Raw genomic sequence first — 17,743 nt, 5'->3', positions numbered from 1 at the left:
GGGCCGCGCGGGGGGCCTACGGGCGGGGGGCGGGGCTGCCCCTCCGGTTACGGGACCCCGGCCCCCCGGGGGGGGGGGGGGGGGGGGGGCCCCGGGCCCCCCCCGCCTCCCGTCCGTCCGGTGTCGCGTGTCGCGACCGCCGCTACCGGACCCGCTTGATCGGGATGACCACGAGGGCGCCCAGCAGGGCGACCACCCCGGCGGCCCAGCACATGAGCGTGTAGTTGTCGGCGTGCACGCTGCCGATCGACAGGAAGAACAGCGAGATCGCCGGAGCGAGCGACTGCGGCAGCGCGTTGGCGATGTTGATCACGCCGAGGTCCTTGCCCGGCCGGTCGGCGTTCGGCAGGACGTCGACGACCAGCGCGGTGTCGATCGCGGAGTAGATGCCGTAGGCGAAGCCCATGACGACCTCGGCCACGTAGAACCCGGTCACGGTGTCGGCGTGGGCCAGCACCACGAGCCCGACGGCGAACAACGCCGTCGACCCACCGACGAACACCTTGCGGCGGCCGAGCCGGTCCGACGCCCAGCCGGACAGCGCCGCGCTCACGAGCAGGGCGAGCGTGTACAGGAGCACGCCGAACGCGACGGCCGCGGTGGCGTCCTGCAGGTTGTCGATCCCGAGGTGCTCCTGCATGTAGAGCAGGCGGTACGTCGTGAACATGAAGGTCGCGAGGATGATGAGGAAGCGCGACCACCACGCGAACGCGAAGTCCGGGTTCTTGATCGGGTTCGTCCAGAACGACGAGACGAGGTTCAGCCAGGTGAACCGCTTCAGCGGGTACGTCGGGAGCTCGTCGCGGGCGACGAGGGCGTAGACGAGCACGAGGACGATCGCCAGGATGCCCGGCGCGATGAACAGGACCGGCAGGTTCGCCACGAAGAACACCGACAGGTAGGTGCCCGCGAGCACGGCGGTGTTCTGCGCGAGGGCGATGATGCTCGACGCCCGGCCGCGCTGCAGCTGCGGCACGTTGTCGGCGAAGCTCGCGAGGAGCGTGGCGAGCGTGGCGTTCGCCGCGAGCTGGGCGAGCAGCCAGCCGAGCGTCAGGTTGAGGACGTCCGGCGCGTAGGCGATCCAGGCCAGGGCGATCGCGAAGACCACGACGCCGCCGAGCAGCCACGGGCGACGACGACCCCAGCGGGTGCGGGTGCGGTCGGACAGGGCACCGGCGAGGGGGTTCATGATGAGCGCGCCGAACGCGCCGATCGGCAGGACCGAGCCGATCACGGTCGCGGCGTCGTCGCCGACCAGGGCCTGCGCCTTGATCTGCATGCTCACGTAGACCGGGGCCATGAGCGCCACGAACAGGCCGAACTGCCCGAGGAACAGGGCGACCTGGTAGCCGATGCCGACCCGCATGGTGCTGACGGGTTGGGTGATGCCCTCCGGGTCCAGCACTGCGCGGCTGCCGGGTTCGGGTGTGCTCATGACGCCTCCTTGAGTCGAACGGAAACCTTGTGCTGCAAGGTTTTCCGTCGGCGAGCATACATCGCTCGGGCTGCGTGCGACACGTGTTGCGCAGATTGCCGATGGACGACGCGCGACAAAAACTACACAGCGGGTGGTTTTTGGGGTAGCGTCGTGAGCGATCTCGCCGGGGAGCATCGATCCTCGACGGGCTGCGACACCAGATGCCGCGACACCCAGACAGGACCGAAGGAGCCCTCTGCCATGCCCACCACCTCTGTGCAGCTGTACTCGCTGCGCGACGCCATCGCCGAAGACCTCGACAAGGCCATCGCCCGGGTGCGCGAGATCGGCTACGAGAACGTCGAGCCGTACGCGTTCGTCGAGCGCGCCGCCGACCTCGAGAAGGCCTTTGCCGCCACCGGCCTCAAGGCCCCGTCCGGTCACGTCGCCGTGATCGACGCCGAGGACACCGCGCCGATCTGGGACGCCGCCGAGCGTCTCGGCATCCAGACGGTCATCGACCCGTTCATCCCGACCGACCGCTGGCAGACCGCCGACGACGTCGCGAAGATCGCCGAGCGCGTCAACGAGCTCACCGCCGAGGCCACCGCTCGTGGGCTCGAGTTCGGGTACCACAACCACCAGTGGGAGTTCACGAACAAGGTCGACGGCCGGACCGTCTACGACCTCTTCGTGTCGCAGCTCTCGCCGGAGACCGTCCTCGAGGTCGACACCTTCTGGGCGACCGTCGGCGGTGCCGACGCCCCGGCCGTCCTGCAGTCGCTCGGCGACCGCGTCGTCGCGATCCACGTCAAGGACGGCAAGGTCGACGGTGACATCCTCACCGCGCTGCCCTCGTCCGAGAGCGCGCTCGTCGTGCCCGAGGCCCTGCAGCGTGCCTTCGAGAACCAGACCCCGGCCGGCCAGGGCGACGTCGACGTGGCGGGCATCCTCGCCGCCGCGCCGCAGGCCATCCGCGTCGTCGAGTTCGACGCGTACTCCGGCGACGTCTTCCAGGGCATCACCGAGTCGCTCGAGTGGCTGAAGGGCAACGACAAGTGACCCGCGTCGGAGTCGGCATCATCGGTGCCGGCAACATCTCGGACCAGTACCTCACCAACCTGACGCAGTTCGCCGACGTCGAGGTCCTGATGGTCGCCGACCTCATCCTCGAGCGCGCGGCCTCGCAGGCCGAGAAGTACGGCGTGCCCGCGTCCGGCACGGTCGAGGAGCTCCTCGCCCGCGACGACATCTCGATCGTGGTCAACATCACGATCCCGGCCGAGCACGCCAAGGTCGGACAGCAGATCATCGCCGCCGGCAAGCACACCTGGAGCGAGAAGCCGGTCGCCACCACGGCCGAGGACGCCCAGGCGCTCCTCGCCGCCGCGTCGGCCGCCGGTGTGCGGTACGCGACCGCCCCCGACACCGTGCTCGGTGCCGGCATCCAGACCGCGATCCGCGCCATCGCCCGGGGTGACATCGGCACGCCGCTCACCGCGACGACGATGTTCCACGTGCCCGGCCCGGACCAGTGGCACCCGGACCCCGAGTTCCTGTACGCGCAGGGCGCCGGTCCGCTGTTCGACATCGGCCCGTACTACGTCACGACCCTGCTCCACGCGTTCGGCTCCGCCTCGCGCGTGCAGGCCGTGGCGTCGAAGTCGCGCGAGACCCGCGTGATCGGCTCGGGTCCCCGCGCCGGCACCGAGTTCCCGGTCGAGGTGCCCACGCACCACGCCGCGCTCATCTCGTTCGCCGACGGCCAGTCCGCGCAGACGACCCTGTCGTTCCAGCACGCCCTGCCCCGCAACGGCTTCGTCGAGATCAACGGCTCCGAGGGCACGATCGTGCTCCCGGACCCGAACGTCTTCGACGGCGACAGCACGCTGTGGACGCTCGGCAAGGACGAGCCGACGACCCTCGAGCACAAGGGCTCCACGTGGGGTCGCGGCACGGGCGTCGTCGAGATGGCACGCGCCATCGCCGAGGACCGCCCGGAGCGTGCCTCCGGTGCCGTCGCGTCGCACGCGCTCGACGTGATGCTCGGCATCCGCGACGCCGCGGACTCCGGCCAGGCGGTCGAGATCACCTCGCGCATCACGAAGCCGGAGCCGCTGCCCGAGGACTTCGACCCCGCGGCCGCCGTGCTCGCGGAGGGCGTGGACGCGTAGCAAGCCACCAGGACGGGCGCGCCCCGCTCAGCGGCAACGCGAAGCGTTGTGCGGGGCGCGCCGACCGAGCTTACGAGGGAGGACGGTGCCAGCTGGCACCGTCCTCCCGTCCGTCGGTTCAGGGCCTCGTGTCCCGTCGACGGTGATGGCGAGCCGTCGTGCCGACGTAGACGCCGCTCACCCCCACGGCGAGCCCGTTGAGCGCCGCGCCCACCCACTGACAGGGCGTGTCCACGGTGCTGGAGAAGAACGCAGAGCCGGCCACCAGCAGCACCACGGCAACGGCGACCGCGACCCAGACGTTCGTCAGGACCGACGCCACGGCTCGGGCCTTCAGGCGCACCGAGACAGCGAACGATCGTCTTCTGCCCTTCGACATGATGATCACCTCCTTGACGGAATGTCCCGACTGTACCGCCACCGCACATCACCGGCGGAGCGTGATGTTCCACCGCTGCACCCGTCCTCACCAGCCGACCGGCCGGTCGGCTTCGTCCCGCAGGAGGATGCCGACGGGAGCGGTGCCGTGTCAGGGTCGGGACGAGGGGGATCCGACCGCTGTCGAAGGAGGCGCCACGGACACGACGCACGACCGAGCTCCACGACGACGGGGCCTGCCGGTCCTCGTGGCGGCTGCCGCGCTGGCCGTCGTCGCCACGGGGGCCGGCATCGGCGTGCACCTCGAGCACGCTGCCGAGACCGCGCGGCGCCTCCCTCCGGCGAGCGCCTCGTCGGAGCAGGTCCTGCGGGTGTACCTCCGCGCCGCCGAGGCCCACGACTGCGCGGTGACCGAGGCCCTCACGGCTGCGCACGCACCGTCGTCACCCGACCAGGCGTGGTGCGGGCAGCGGCAGCCGACGTCCTGGCTCGACGAGCACCCGGACCTGCTCGCCCACCGGAACGTCGGCACCGTCGAGCGACGGCCCGCGGACGAGAACGGCGGGGTCGCAGTGCAGTGCATCCCGGTGGACGTCACGCAGACGAACCTGACCGGCGACGACCCGGGGACGCTCGAGGGGTGGCAGTTCTGCTTCCGCCACACCGCCGACGGGTGGCGGCTGTACGACGAGGGCTACGGGTGAGCAGCCCCTCCCGGTGACCAGCGTCCGCTGACGATCACTCCCCGCCGGTGACCAGCGCCGACATCCGTGCCATCAGTCCGCGCGGGACGAACCGGTGCGCGTTCGCCGTCACCGCGTTGCCGAGGCCGGACACCACCGTCGGGCCGCCCTGCCGCGCGAACGCCCGGAGGCCCACGGCCGCGACCTGCTCAGCCGACTGCCGCCCGCGTTCCATGACGCCCGCCGACCCCGCTCCCCGCGCCGCCTCGTCGAAGAAGCCCGTCGCGGTGGGGCCGGGGCAGAGTGCGAGGAACCGGACCCCGCTCCCCCGGTTCTCCTGCCAGACCGCCTCGGTGAAGGACAGCACGAACGCCTTCGTCACGCCGTAGACGGCCATCTGCGGGGTCGGCTGGAACGCGGCGGTCGACGCGACGGTCATGACGCCGCCGACCCGCCGCTCGAGCATCCCGGGCAGGAACGCGTGCACGAGCCGGACGACCGCGGTGCAGTTGAGGTCGACCTGGGTCCGGAGCCGCTCGTCGGTCGCGGCGACGAAGGGCCCGTGGTCGCCGACCCCGGCGTTCGCGACGACGATGTCGACCCGGGTGCCCTCGAGCCGTTCGACAATCCCGTCGACGCCGTCCGCCGTGGCGAGATCCGCGGGGAGCACCGTCGCCGTCACGCCGTGGTCGCGGCGGATGCGCTCGGCGAGCGCGCCGAGCCGCCCCTCGGACCTGGCGACCAGCACGACGTCGGCGCCGGCTGCGGCGAGCCCGAGGGCGAGCGCCTCGCCGATCCCCCCGCTGGCGCCGGTGACGAGGGCGCGGAGGCCACGGAAGGGACTGCGGGGACGGCTCATGGATCCTGCGTACACCCGGTGGTGGCGCGGTCGACCGTGATCGCGGTACAGTCACGCCCAGAGGGAAAAATCCTGCTCCGCTCCGGCGGACGGGAGCGAGCACGCGTCTCACGGGAGTCGCCACTTCTTCATCGAAGGAGTGCACCCGTGCCTGCTCAGATCCCGCCTGCTCACACCCCACCCGCCCGCACCGAGCCCGTCCGTCTGGGCGACGTGTGGGTCGCCCTCGCCGGACTGTCCGCCGTCTTCCTGCTCGAGATGCTCGACAACTCGGTCCTCACCGTCGCGTTGCCCACCATCGGACGGGACCTCTCCGCATCGACCACGTCGCTGCAGTGGGTCTCCGGCGCCTACTCCGTGGCGTTCGGCGGGCTCATGCTCCTGTTCGGGTCGGTCGCCGACCGGTTCGGCCGACGGCGCACGATGCTCACCGGCCTGGTGCTCCTCGCCCTGGTCAGCGCGGCGACCCCCCTCGTCACGTCGGTGGAGCAGCTCGTCGTCGTCCGTGCCCTGATGGGGCTCGCCGCCGCGATGACGACGCCCGGCTCGATGGCACTGACCTTCCGGCTCGTCGCCACCGACGACCTGCGGGTCCGCGCACTCACGGTGGTGTCGACCGCGGGCCTCGTCGGGCTCGCGGTCGGGCCGACGATCGGCGGGCTCGTCCTGGCGGTGGCCCCGTGGCAGGTCCTCCTGGTCGCGAACGCCCCGATCGCCCTGGTCGCGCTGGTCGGTATCCGTGCCGGGGTGCGCCCTGACGGCCCCGACGACCTGCACCGCGAGCCGCTCGACCTGCTCGGCGCGGCCCTCGGGACGGCCGCCGTCACCGGTGTCCTCGTCACGCCGACCCTCGCGGTCGAGGGTGCCGGAACGGCCGCGTGGGCCGTCGCCGCCGCGACGATCGCGGCCGTCGCGGGGTTCGTCCTGCGCGAGCGGACCGCCCGGTCGCCGATGCTCGACCTCGCCCTGCTCGCCCGGCCGCTCGTCGCCAGCGGGCTCGCGCACAAGGCGGCCGCGGGCCTCGCGACCGCCGGGCTCTCGTGGCTGGTGACCCTGCAGCTCCAGTCCGCCTGGGGGTGGCCGCCCGCACTCGCCGCCGTCGGCACCCTGCCGCAGGTCGTCGTCCTGCTCGCGGCCGGACGCTTCGTCGGACCCTTCGTGCGGCGCGTCGGGCTCGAGCGTGCCGCGTGGACCAGCGCCACCGCGGTCGTCGTCGGCCTGGCGGTCTTCACCGTCGCCGGTCGGACGGGCTACCCCGCGGTTGCCGTCGCACTCGCCCTGGTGGCGGTCGGCATGCGGGTCGTCGGTGCGGTCGCCGGCAACAACGTCCTGGCCGGCCTGCCCGCCGACCGCACCTCGATCGGCGCGGCACTCGTCGACACCGCGAGCGAGCTCGCCACCGCGGTGGGTATCTCCGCCACCGGCACGGTCCTCGCCGTGCTCGTCCCCGGAAGCGTCACGGTGGCGCACCCCACCGCAGCCCACACGACGGCGGTCCTGGGTGCCGTCCAGGTCGCCGGCGCCGTCGTCACCTGCGCCGCCGCACTGCTCGTCGGCGTCGGCATCCTGCGCGGTCGACGGCGCCGCACCGACCCCGCACCGACCTCCGCTCCCCTCCCGTCCACGCAGCAGCCCGCACCCACCACCTCCCAGGAGTCCTCCCGTGCCTGACACCACGATCCGCCCGCCGTTCGACCCCGAGCTCGACGTCTTCCTCGCCGCGCTGACGGCCCGGGGTCCGTTCACGATCGACGCCGCCGCCCTCCCCCGCATGCGAGCGCTCGAGGTCACCGAGCAGGAGCTCGACGACCGCCTGCGCGCCCGCGGGTACGAGCGCCGCACCGTCAGCGTCCCCGGTCACCTCGGCGTCCCGATCGACCTGGCGGTGATCCAACGCACCGGACGGACCGGCCCGACCACCGCGGTCTACACGATCCACGGCGGCGGGATGGTGATGGGGCACCACCTCGGCAACCTCGACTCCTACGACGACTGGCTGCTCGACCACGACGTCGTGCTCGTCAGCGTCGACTACCGGCTCGCCCCGGAGCACCCGGACCCCACCCCCGTCGAGGACTGCTACGCCGGGCTCGTGTGGGTCGCGGACCACGCGGACGAGCTCGGCATCGACCCCGCACGCATCGTCATCGCCGGCCAGAGCGCCGGCGGCGGGCTCGCTGCCGGGACCGCACTGCTGGCGCGTGACCGCCGGGGGCCGGAGCTGTTCGCCCAGGTCCTGGTCTCGCCGATGCTCGACGACCGCGACGACACCGTGTCGACGCGCCAGATCGACGGGGTGGGGATCGCGGACCGACAGGCGATGCACTTCAGCTGGGGCGCCTACCTGGGCGACCGACGCGGTACGGCCGACGTCTCGCCGTACGCGGCACCCGCCCGTGCGGACGACCTGTCCGGGCTCCCGCGCACCTACATCGACTGCGGCAGCGCCGAGGTGTTCCGCGACGAGACCGTCGCCTGGGCGAGTGCCCTGTGGGCGGCCGGGGTCGACGCCGAGCTGCACGTCTGGCCGGGCGCGTTCCACGGGTTCACGAGCATGGTGCCCGGCGCGGCGGTCTCCAGGGCGGCGACCGCCGCCCTGGCCGACTGGACCACGCGGCTGCTCGGTCCCCCGAGCCCGGTCACGAGCCGGGGCTGACCGGACCGCAGCAGCGGGTGCGGGCCTGTGCCGCGACCACCGGACGGACGGGAGGCGCGGTGCGGGCCCGCACCGCGCCTCCCGTCCGGCGGTCAGCCCTTGACGGCGCCGGCCGACATCCCCGAGACCAGGTTGCGCTGGACGATCATGAAGAACACGACGACCGGCAGCGAGAACAGCACCGATGCCGCCATCTGCCCCGTGAAGTCGGTTCCGGTCGTCTGCGTGGTGAACGACGCGAGCCAGACCGGCAACGTGTACTGCGCCTGGTCCTGCATGAACGTGTACGCCACGATGTAGTCGTTCCACGCGGCGATGAACGCGAACACGCTCGTCGCGATCATCCCCGGCATCACCAGCGGGAAGAGCACCTTCGTCAGGACCTGCCACGTGCTCGCGCCGTCGATGCGGGCGGCCTCCTCGACCTCCATCGGGATCGCCAGGAAGAACCCGCGCATCACCCAGATCGAGAACGGCAGCACCGCGGCCACGTACGCCAGGATGAGCCCGGCGTAGGTGCCGGTCAGACCGACCTGGTTGAAGATGAGGAACTGCGGGATGAGCAGTGCGGTGCCGGGCAGCATCTGCACGAGCAGGATCGCGACGAGGATCGGTCGGCGCCCGCGGAACCGGAACCGCGACAGCGCGGCCGACGCCAGGATGCCGAGCGCGAGCGACAGCACGACGGCTCCGACGACCACGATCGTCGAGTTCCCGAGGTAGACGAGGAAGTCGGCCCGGGTGAACGCCGTGACGAAGTTCTCGATCGTCGGGTGGGCGGGGGCGAACAGCGGTGTGCTCGTCAGGGCCTCGGACCGCGGCTTGAACGCGGTGTTCACCATCCAGTAGACGGGGAAGATCCACACCAGGCAGAACACGACCGCGATGGTGCTGCTGATCCAGCGGACCGGGCGACGACGACGGCGGATCCGCTTCGTCGCCGCGACGCCCTTCGGGGTCGGGACGGCTGCGGGGACGTCGGCCTCGACGGGGACGCCCGTCGGCATCGCGGTGGTCACAGGTCTTCTCCCGATCGGACGAGGTTCCGGATGTACAGCGCGCTGAGCACCATGAGGATGAGCGCGGCGATCACGGCGACCGCGGACCCGGTGCCGATGTCGTGCCCGACGAAGGCCGTGACGTAGGTGAAGACGCCCAGGGTCGAGGTGGCCCCGTCGGGACCGCCCTGCGAGACGAGCCAGATCTGGTTGAAGACGTTGAAGTCCCAGATGATCGAGAGCATCGTCACGAGCAGGAGCGTCGGGCGGAGGTACTCGATGGTCACCACGCGGTAGACGGTCCACTCGGAACCGCCGTCGAGCCGGACGGCCTCCTTCACCTCGAGCGGGATCTGGGTCTCGGCCGCGTACAGCGTCAGGGCGATGAACGGCACCGCCTGCCAGACCACGAGCATCCAGATCGACGTGTAGGCGAGCCCGGCGCTGTTGCCCCAGTCGGTGTCGGTCATGTCACCGAAGACCCGGAGCTGCGTGAGGGCCCAGTTGACCACCCCGTACCCGGGCTGGAACAGCCAGTTCCACACGAGCGACGACGCCACGTTCGGCATGCCCCACGCGAAGATGAGCACGATCGTGACGGCGTACCGCAGCACGACGCCGAGCCGGGTCATGAGGTGGGAGACGCCCGCTCCGATGAGGATGCTGCCGACGACCATCGCGGCGGTGAACAGCACCGTCCGGACCAGCGCCGCCCAGAAGGCCGGATCGGTCAGGATCTGCCCGTACTGCGCGAGGCCGACGGCGTCGTAGGCACCGGTGAACAGCGAGCGCTGGTCGTAGTCGGTGAACGACGTGAAGACCAGGAAGACGATCGGGGCGACCGTCACGAAGACGAGCACCAGTCCGGCCGGCGTGAGCAGCCAGAAGGGGGCGGACGAGCGGGTGGTGCGGCGCCGCGGGGGGCCGCCGGGGCGATCGCCGCGTGCGCGTGTGGGACGGTCCGGGCGCTCCAGGCTCGGGCGGGTGGCGGAGACAGTCACGTCTGGCCTTTCCGTGAGGGTCGGACGGTGCGGGTGCCGGAGCACCCGCACCGTCCTGCTGGGTCGTCCTACTGCTTGTTGAGGGTGCTGTCGGCGGCCTCGTCGAAGGTCGCCGCGGCCTGCTCGGGTGTCTTCGATCCGGAGACGATGCTCGAGAACAGGTCGTTGATGCTCAGGTCGCCCTCGAGGTCCGCCCACCGGGCGTTCGCGGGGGTCGCCTTCGAGTTGAGCGCGGCGGTGAAGAACGCCTTGTTGATCTCGCTCAGGCTCGAGTCAGCGGCCTTGATGCCCTCGGCGCTGTTCGGGATCCACCCGGTGTCGCCGTAGACGTACTTGCTCTGCACGTCGGGGCTCGTCGCGATCTTGACCCACGCCAGCGCCAGGTCGGAGTTCTTCGACTTCGCCGCGATGCCCCAGTCGGAGCCACCGAGCATGACCGGCTGGGTCTTCCCGGACTTCCCCGGGAACGGGAACGTGCCGAGGGCGTCGGCGGTCATCTTCGGGTTCGCCTTCTCGATGAGCCCGAGCGCGCCGCTGGTGCTGAGGATCGCCGAGGACTTGCCGTCCGCGAAGACCTGGGTCATGTCGGGGCTGTCGGTGTTGAGCGTCGCCGACGCCTTCGTCGAGTACGCGTTGGCGAACTCCTTGAAGTCCTGCAAGCCCTGCTGCGCCTTCGCGTCGCCGAAGCCGGCCTTCCACTTGCCGCCGTCCTCCGTGGCGATCTCGCCGCCGGCGTCCCACACGAACTGCATGCCGGCGTACCAGTACTGCCCGGGCAGGTAGAAGGCCGAGAAGTCGCTCTCGGCGTTCTTCGCCTTGACCTTGTCGAGGTCTGCGGTGAGCTCCTCGTACGTGGTCGGCGCCGAGGTGATGCCTGCGTCCTTCCACATCTGCTTGTTGTAGATGACCGACCGCGCACCGGCGAACCCGGGGACGCCGTACAGCGAGCCGTCGACCGTCGCCGGGTCGGACAGGCCGTCGAGCCACGTCTGCCCCTGCGCGAGGTCCTTCTTGTACGGAGTGAGGTCGAGCAGCGCACCGTTCGCGGCGTAGCTCGCCACCTGCGTGTTGCCGAGGTCGATCACGTCCGGCGGGGTGTTGGTCGCCAGCGCGGTGGACACCTTCGTGGTGATGCCGTCCCACTGCTGGATCTGCACCTTCACCTTCGCGCCGGTCTCCTTCTCGAACTGCTCGTTGATCGCGGCGATGGTCCCGTCGGAGTAGTCCCCGGTCATCGCCCACACGGTCAGCGTCTTGCCGTCGCCCTCGACGTCGCCGATCGCCTTGGTGCCACCGCTGCCACCGGCGCCGGCGTTGCCGGCGCTGGAACAGGCGGTCATCCCGAGGGCGACGGTCAGGGCCACGGCAGCTGCTGCCGCGAACTTCTTCGTACGCATTGCTTCTCCTTGGTGGTCGTTCTGCTGTGTCGGGTCAGCTGACCCCGAGCTCCGCGGCGAGCAGGAACGCTGCTCCGCCCCGGAGGATCAGGTCGCTGTTGGTGGAGGTGGCCGTGACGGCGAGGTCGTCGCCGACGCTCGCGAGCGTCCGGGCCGAGACCGTGGCGTGCACCGCGTCGACGAAGGGACCCTCGACCAGTTCGGCCGGTCCCGTGACGACGATCTCGGTGATGTTGACCGCGCTGATGATCGGGGCGAGGACACGGCCGAGGGTGTCGCCGGCGGAGCCGAGCAGGGCCCCGCGGTCGGCGGCGGGCGCAGCGTCGAGCCGTCGCGCCAGGTGGTCGGCCCCGATGATGACCTCGAGGCACCCGCGCCGCCCGCAGGGGCAGGGTTCGCCGTCCTCGTCGATCGTCAGGTGCCCGATCTCACCGGCGGCGTACCGTTCGCCGAGGACGAGGCGCCCGCCGAGCACCATGCCCGTGCCGACGCCGTGCTCGAGCGCGACGACGAGCAGGTCGCGGGTCGGGTCGGCCTCGAAGGCGTGCACCCCGAGTGCGGCGACGTTGGCGTCGTTCAGCACGTGCACGGGGAGTCGGAAGTGGTCCGCGAGCTGCTGCTGGAGGGGCAGGCCGCCGCCGAGGGCCACCGAGTCGAGGACCGTCCCGGTCTCGTCGATGACACCCGGGCACCCGACGGCGATCCCGAGCAGGCGGCGCGAGGTCATCGCGGAGAGCCGCTCGACCAGGCGGATGATGCGGTTGAGCGCCTGGTCCCCGACGGCACCGTCGACCTCGATCCTGGCGCTGTCCACCACGTCGCCGCGCAGGTTGGTGACCGCGCCGACGAAGTGGTCCGGAACGGACAGGTCGACGACGACGATGTGGAAGGCGTCGACGTTCAGGTTGATGAGGGTCGCGGGCTTGCCCACGCGGAGGTCGCCGCGCGGCCCGAGCTCGGTGACGAGGGCGTCGGCCTCGAGCTCCGCGACGAGGCCCGACACGGTCGGCCGGGTGAGGCCCGAGTGGCGCGACAGGTCGGCTCGGCTCATCGCGCCGTCGGTGAAGAGCGTCTGCAGGATGAGCGACCGGTTCAGGGCCCGGCTGTGCTGCGGGAGCGCCTTGCTCCGCGGGCGGCGGAGCTGCGGGGCGAAGGGTGCCGGAGCATCCGTCTCGTTCACCATCAGATCTCCCTCGTCGAGCAGTTGCCTTAGTAAAGGACCGTTCCTAATCCACTGTCAACCCCCGATCTGCAGCCGTAACATCCGCGTGATCTCGGGGAAACGTGGCGCAGAAGACGCTTGCCAGGGGACAGTTAGGCGTGTTTACTAACCCGCATGCGCTGCCCTGACGCGGCGTCCTCGACGGCGAGGTCGCTCGCCCTGACGACGGGAACACCATGAGGATCGGCCTGGACATCGGCGGGACGAAGATCGACGGCGTCGCCGTCGCGCCGTCCGGTGCGGTGCTCGACCGGGTGCGCGTCGCGACCGGGTCCGGACCGGACGCCGTGCTCGCGAACACCCTGCGGGTGATCCGGTCCCTGGTCGACCGGACCGGGACACCGACGACCGCGGTGGGCATCGGCATCCCGGGGCTGATCGACCACGAGACCGGCTGGGTCCGTCACGCGGTCAACCTCGGGCTGTCCGAGGTCGCCCTCGGCCCGCTGGTCGCCGACGCGCTCGGGGTGCCGGTGCAGGTGGAGAACGACGTCAACGTCGCCGCCCTCGGTGCCGCGCAGGCCATGCAGCTGGACGGACCGCGGGCGTACCTCAACATCGGCACGGGTCTGGCGGCCGGACTCGTCGTGGACCGACGGCTCTGGCGCGGAGCGCGGGGGAACGCCGGCGAGATCGGCCACGTCCCGGTCCTGGCGGACGGACTGCCCTGCGTGTGCGGGCAGCGGGGCTGCCTCGAGACCGTCGCCTCCGGGTCCGCGCTCGCCACCGCGTGGCCCGGGCACGCCGGCAACGCCGCGACGGACCTCTTCGACTGCGCCGACGCGGGCGACCCGACCGCGATCGCCGTGCGGGACCGCTTCGTCGCGGGCGTCGCCTCGGCGGTCCGGATCCTCGTCGTCACGGTCGACGTCGAGTCGGTCGTGATCGGGGGCGGGCTCGCCGTCCTCGGTGACCGCCTGCTCGCTCCCCTGCGTGCCTGCTTCGACGCCGCTGCCCGCTCCTCCCCCTTCGTCGCGTCGCTCGGCCTGTCGTCCCGCGTGCTCCTCGCGCCCACCGACCAGCCGCTCGCCGCACTCGGTGCCGCGTTCACCGCGCCCGAGTCAGCCATCGCGCCCGCCTGACGCGGACCGACCGGCCGCCCGCACCGCCTCCCCTGCACGGATCCACCGATCGCCGCACCGATGCGGCGGAAGTGAGCAACCCATGACCGAGACGAACCGTCCGTCCGCCCCCCGGAGCGGCCCCGGCGACCGGACACCCGGTACGCCGCCCACCCTGACCCGACGCGGGATGGTGCTCGGCGGTGCCGCCACCGTCGCCGCGGCCGCCGTCGCCCTCGGTACGCCGAGCGTGGCGTCCGCCGCCCCGAGCGGCGCCGCGTCCCCAGCCACGACGCACCGACCCGGTCGCCCGGTGCTCTCGCGCAGCCGGTCGCGGGACCTCGCCTACGACTACCTCGACCTCCGCATGGACGAGTACGGCGCGGGCAGCGCGCCCCGCCTGCCACGTTCGTACTCCGGCGGGTACTTCGCGACGCTGCCGACCGAGTTCGTGTCCTCCTTCGCCTACGACGATGCACTCATGGTCCTCGCCTGGCTGGCACGCCGCCGACGCGGTGACGTGCAGCGTGCGACGGCGCTCGGCGACGCCCTCCTCGCCCTGCAGGCGGCCGACCCGATCGGCGACGGCCGCACCCGGGCCTCGTACCAGCCGGACACCTTCCCGGTGGCGGATCCCCCGCGGCCGATCGACATCGGCTCGCCGGCGGCGTACACGGGCAACCAGTCCTGGGTGGGCCTGGCGTTCTGCCGGCTGTTCACGGTGACCCGACAGCGTCGGTTCCTCGACGGGGCGCTCCGCCTCGGCACGTGGATCGAGACGAACGCCCGTGACGACGCGCGTCGACCCGCGGGCTACACGGGCGGCCGGAACGCGGACGACCAGCCGATCACCTACAAGTCGACCGAGCACAACATCGACGTCACGGGCTTCTTCACCCAGCTCGCCCAGCTCACCGGCGACCGGACGTGGGCGCGCCGTGCCGCGCTGGCCGAGTCGTTCGTCCGCGCGATGCAGGACCCGACCGACGGGCACCTCTGGACCGGCACCGACCCCGACGGCACGACGATCAACCGCACCCCGATCCCGGAGGACGTGCAGACGTGGGCGTACCTCGCCACGCTCGACCGTCGGTACTCGTCGTCGGTCACCTGGGTGCTCGACCGGCTGACCGCGCACGACGGGCCGTACACGGGTCCGTCGTTCTCCGACGCGGACACGAGCAAGGTCTGGTTCGAGGGGTCCGGCCACCTGGCACTCGCCCTGGAGGCCCGGGGTGCGCGGGGAGACCGGGCGCGTGCGACGTCGATCCTCGACAGCGTGCAGCTCGCGCAGCGCACGGAGCCGAACGGGGACGGTCGGGGCATCGTCTCGGCGTCCTCCGACGGCCTCGACACCGGCTTCGGCGACCTCTACTACGCGAGCCTCCACACCGGTGCGACCGCCTGGTACCTGCTGGCCGTCACCCGCACCAACCCGTTCCGCCTCTGACCCGCCCCCGGAAGGACAGCACCGCATGCTCATCCCCCAGCCCCGCTCCCGCGTCGACGGTGTCGGCACGTTCACGCTCGACGAGCGGACCCGCGTCGCCGCGGACCCGGCCGCCGAGCCGGTCGCGCAGTACCTGCAGCAGGTGCTCCGCGCCTCCACCCGACTGCCCCTCCTCGGTGCCGGCGGAGTGACCGACGTGCCGGTCGTCGCCCTGCGGATCGCCACCGACCCCGAGGGGCTGCCGGCCGGCCCCGGGGGCGACCGCTCCGAGGCCTTCCGGCTCGAGGTCACCACGGACGGTGTGGTCGTCACCGGCGGCGCACCGGCCGGCGTCTTCTACGGCGTCCAGGCCCTGCTGCAGCTCCTGCCCGCCGACGTGTACCGCCGCGGACGGGTCCGCACGGACGGGTGGGTGCTCCCGGCGACGGTGGTCGAGGACGCCCCGGCCTTCGCCTGGCGCGGGGTGATGCTCGACGTCGCCCGGCACTTCCGCACGAAGGCCGAGGTCCTGCGCCTGGTCGACCAGCTCGCGGTGCACCGCATCAACCGCCTGCACTTCCACCTCACCGAGGACCAGGGCTGGCGGATCGAGATCAAGAAGTACCCGCGGCTCACCGAGGTCGGTTCCTGGCGCACCGAGTCGCAGGTCGGCGCGCACGTCCCGGACGCCGACGGCACGCTGCGGGTCGCCGGGTACGACGGCCGCCCGCACGGCGGCTCCTACACCCAGGACGACATCCGCGAGATCGTCGCCTACGCCGAGGACCGCTTCGTCACCGTGGTCCCGGAGATCGAGACGCCGGGCCACGTCCGCGCCGCCCTCGCCGCCTACCCGGAGCTCGGCGTGCACCCCGAGCGCGACCTCGACGTCTGGACGGAGTGGGGCATCGCGCACGACGTCCTGAACGCCGAGGACAGCACGGTGCAGTTCTTCCGCGACGTGTTCGACGAGGTCGTCGCGCTGTTCCCCTCCGAGTACATCGGGCTCGGCGGGGACGAGTGCCCGAAGGACCAGTGGGAGGAGGACCCGCGGATCCAGGAGCGCATCCGCGAGCTCGGGCTCCACGACGAGGAGCAGCTGCAGGCGTGGATCGTCGGGCAGCTCGCCGCGCACCTCGAGTCGCACGGCCGTCGGGCATTCGGGTGGGACGAGATCCTCGAGGGCGGGACGCTCTCGCCGTCCGCGACCGTCGTGTCGTGGCGCGGTCTGCAGGGGGCGGTCACGGCAGCGCGCCGGGGGCACGACGTCATCTCCACGCCGGACGACCAGGTGTACCTCGACTACCGCCAGAGCGACCTGCCGAACGAGCCGATCCCGGTGTCGATCGTGCTGACGCTCGACGACGTGTACGCGTTCGACCCGGTCCCCACCTCGCTGACCGACGAGGAGCGCGCGCACGTCATCGGCGGCCAGGCGAACATGTGGACCGAGCACGTCGACACCGTCCGTCGGCTCGACTACCAGCTGTTCCCGCGCGTGGTCGCCCTGTCCGAGGCACTCTGGTCGGCCGACGTCGCCGGACCGCGGGACGTCGCGGACTTCCGGCGACGGCTCGAGGAGCACCTCGCACGGCTCGACGCCCTCGGCGTCGAGTACCGCCACGAGTCCGGCCCGCGACCGTGGGAGGAGCGGCCCGGCGTGCCGGGACGGCCGCACAGCCGCGAGGAGCGCGCGGCCTACATCGACGCGATCACGGCGAACATCGCGGACGGTGCGCCGGCGCAGTAGGCGTCACCATGCGACGGACGGGAGGCACGGGGCGGCCCGGCACCGCGCCTCCCGTCCGTCGCGTGGTCACCCCACCGCGCGATCCACCCGAGTCTGCCGGGATCAGCCGTCCGCGGGCGGGATGATCGTCTCGAGCAGCCGGAGCACGCGTTCACCGTCGACGGCCTCCGGATCCAGCAGCCACTGGACCTGCAGACCGTCGGACGCGGCGATGCCGAGGCTCGCCAGGTCGACCGGGTCGAGGTCGGCCCGGATGCGTCCGGCTGCCTGGTCGGCGGCGATGAGCTCCGCCAGGTCCGCGCGGAGCCGGGTGAAGCGCTCCCGCATGAAGTCGCGCGTCGCGGGGTGCCCCTCCTGCACCGCGTCGGCCGCGAGGGTCGTGTACAGCTGCACGAGCCCGGGCACCTCGCGGTTCCGCGAGGCGCTCTCGCGCATGTCGCCGATCGCCGACCGCATCCGGTCGGGGGCGTCCTGCTCGCGCACCTCGTGTTCGCGGTAGACCGCGAGCAGGAGTTCGTCGCGGCTCGGGAAGTAGTGCCGGAGCGCGGCGTGGGTGATGCCGAGCGCGTCGGCCACCGACCGGAGGGACGAGGCGTCCACGCCCTGCGCGGCGACCATCCGGATCATCTCGTCGAGGATCTGGGCGCGACGCTCGGTGCCCTTGCGGTACCCGCCGCGCCGGGGCGGGGTCGCGTCGTCGTCGACCTCGTGCGTCATC

At 72.0% G+C, this 17,743-nt stretch carries 16 protein-coding genes; 8 read left to right on the top strand and 8 right to left on the bottom strand.

What is annotated here, in order from left to right:
* Nucleotides 1-142 precede the first annotated feature (142 nt).
* Complete coding sequence (locus tag QUG92_RS07115) at nucleotides 143-1,435, bottom strand: MFS transporter (protein WP_289458373.1); 1,293 nt, start codon at nucleotides 1,433-1,435, stop codon at nucleotides 143-145.
* A gap of 243 nt (nucleotides 1,436-1,678) precedes the next feature.
* Here QUG92_RS07115 and QUG92_RS07110 point away from each other — a divergent pair, with 243 nt between their 5' ends.
* Both QUG92_RS07110 and QUG92_RS07105 read left to right on the top strand, forming a co-directional pair.
* Entirely contained in the window at nucleotides 1,679-2,479 is an 801-nt protein-coding gene (locus tag QUG92_RS07110; protein ID WP_182045882.1) for a sugar phosphate isomerase/epimerase family protein, read from the top strand.
* Nucleotides 2,476-3,591: a Gfo/Idh/MocA family protein gene (locus QUG92_RS07105; protein ID WP_182045881.1), complete on the top strand. Its 1,116-nt coding sequence runs from the start codon at nucleotides 2,476-2,478 to the stop codon at nucleotides 3,589-3,591. The genes QUG92_RS07110 and QUG92_RS07105 overlap by 4 nt, the downstream gene beginning before the upstream one ends.
* A gap of 118 nt (nucleotides 3,592-3,709) precedes the next feature.
* Here the strand turns inward: QUG92_RS07105 and QUG92_RS07100 are convergent, their stop codons facing one another.
* A complete protein-coding gene (locus QUG92_RS07100; protein ID WP_289458369.1) occupies nucleotides 3,710-3,979 on the bottom strand; it encodes a hypothetical protein in 270 nt (89 codons plus the stop codon).
* Nucleotides 3,980-4,217: 238 nt separating this feature from the next.
* Here QUG92_RS07100 and QUG92_RS07095 point away from each other — a divergent pair, with 238 nt between their 5' ends.
* Entirely contained in the window at nucleotides 4,218-4,673 is a 456-nt protein-coding gene (locus QUG92_RS07095; RefSeq protein WP_289458367.1) for a hypothetical protein, read from the top strand.
* 34 nt (nucleotides 4,674-4,707) lie between these two features.
* On the opposite strand, the gene QUG92_RS07090 is transcribed toward QUG92_RS07095, so the two are convergent.
* The gene (locus QUG92_RS07090; RefSeq protein WP_289458365.1) at nucleotides 4,708-5,511 is read right to left on the bottom strand and encodes an SDR family NAD(P)-dependent oxidoreductase; all 804 of its coding nucleotides are present in this window, start codon (nucleotides 5,509-5,511) and stop codon (nucleotides 4,708-4,710) included.
* A gap of 147 nt (nucleotides 5,512-5,658) precedes the next feature.
* Between QUG92_RS07090 and QUG92_RS07085 the strand changes: the two genes are divergently transcribed.
* Together QUG92_RS07085 and QUG92_RS07080 are read left to right on the top strand one after the other, a co-directional pair.
* Entirely contained in the window at nucleotides 5,659-7,182 is a 1,524-nt protein-coding gene (locus QUG92_RS07085; protein WP_289458364.1) for an MFS transporter, read from the top strand.
* Nucleotides 7,175-8,167 (top strand): alpha/beta hydrolase, encoded by a 993-nt coding sequence (locus QUG92_RS07080; RefSeq protein ID WP_289458361.1) that lies wholly within the window; start codon nucleotides 7,175-7,177, stop codon nucleotides 8,165-8,167. The genes QUG92_RS07085 and QUG92_RS07080 overlap by 8 nt, the downstream gene beginning before the upstream one ends.
* A gap of 92 nt (nucleotides 8,168-8,259) precedes the next feature.
* Here QUG92_RS07080 and QUG92_RS07075 read toward each other — a convergent pair whose 3' ends face one another.
* From QUG92_RS07075 to QUG92_RS07060, 4 genes are all read right to left on the bottom strand, one after another.
* A complete protein-coding gene (locus tag QUG92_RS07075; protein WP_220456188.1) occupies nucleotides 8,260-9,186 on the bottom strand; it encodes a carbohydrate ABC transporter permease in 927 nt (308 codons plus the stop codon).
* Nucleotides 9,183-10,166, bottom strand: coding sequence for a carbohydrate ABC transporter permease (locus tag QUG92_RS07070; RefSeq protein WP_220456187.1), 984 nt, complete (start codon nucleotides 10,164-10,166; stop codon nucleotides 9,183-9,185). The genes QUG92_RS07075 and QUG92_RS07070 overlap by 4 nt, the downstream gene beginning before the upstream one ends.
* 68 nt (nucleotides 10,167-10,234) lie before the next feature.
* Nucleotides 10,235-11,563, bottom strand: a complete 1,329-nt coding sequence (locus QUG92_RS07065) for a sugar ABC transporter substrate-binding protein (RefSeq protein ID WP_289458356.1) — start codon at nucleotides 11,561-11,563, stop codon at nucleotides 10,235-10,237.
* 34 nt (nucleotides 11,564-11,597) lie between these two features.
* Nucleotides 11,598-12,746, bottom strand: coding sequence for an ROK family transcriptional regulator (locus QUG92_RS07060; protein WP_182045877.1), 1,149 nt, complete (start codon nucleotides 12,744-12,746; stop codon nucleotides 11,598-11,600).
* A 215-nt stretch (nucleotides 12,747-12,961) separates the two neighbouring features.
* Here QUG92_RS07060 and QUG92_RS07055 point away from each other — a divergent pair, with 215 nt between their 5' ends.
* The 3 genes from QUG92_RS07055 (at nucleotide 12,962) to QUG92_RS07045 (ending at nucleotide 17,025) form a co-directional block, all read left to right on the top strand.
* Complete coding sequence (locus QUG92_RS07055) at nucleotides 12,962-13,867, top strand: ROK family protein (protein WP_289458353.1); 906 nt, start codon at nucleotides 12,962-12,964, stop codon at nucleotides 13,865-13,867.
* Nucleotides 13,868-13,949: 82 nt separating this feature from the next.
* Nucleotides 13,950-15,296 (top strand): AGE family epimerase/isomerase, encoded by a 1,347-nt coding sequence (locus tag QUG92_RS07050; RefSeq protein ID WP_289458352.1) that lies wholly within the window; start codon nucleotides 13,950-13,952, stop codon nucleotides 15,294-15,296.
* A 25-nt stretch (nucleotides 15,297-15,321) separates the two neighbouring features.
* Nucleotides 15,322-17,025, top strand: a complete 1,704-nt coding sequence (locus tag QUG92_RS07045) for a beta-N-acetylhexosaminidase (protein ID WP_289458350.1) — start codon at nucleotides 15,322-15,324, stop codon at nucleotides 17,023-17,025.
* Nucleotides 17,026-17,127: 102 nt separating this feature from the next.
* Here QUG92_RS07045 and QUG92_RS07040 read toward each other — a convergent pair whose 3' ends face one another.
* On the bottom strand, nucleotides 17,128-17,742 hold the full coding sequence (locus QUG92_RS07040; protein ID WP_182045873.1) for a TetR/AcrR family transcriptional regulator: 615 nt from the start codon (nucleotides 17,740-17,742) through the stop codon (nucleotides 17,128-17,130).
* Between the last annotated feature and the right edge of the window lies 1 nt (nucleotide 17,743).

This window comes from Curtobacterium citri (genome assembly GCF_030362955.1).
In the GTDB taxonomy this organism is placed as follows: domain Bacteria; phylum Actinomycetota; class Actinomycetes; order Actinomycetales; family Microbacteriaceae; genus Curtobacterium; species Curtobacterium citri.
The sequence above is the reverse complement of the archived record's forward strand: the minus strand, read 5'-3'. Positions and strand labels throughout refer to the sequence as shown.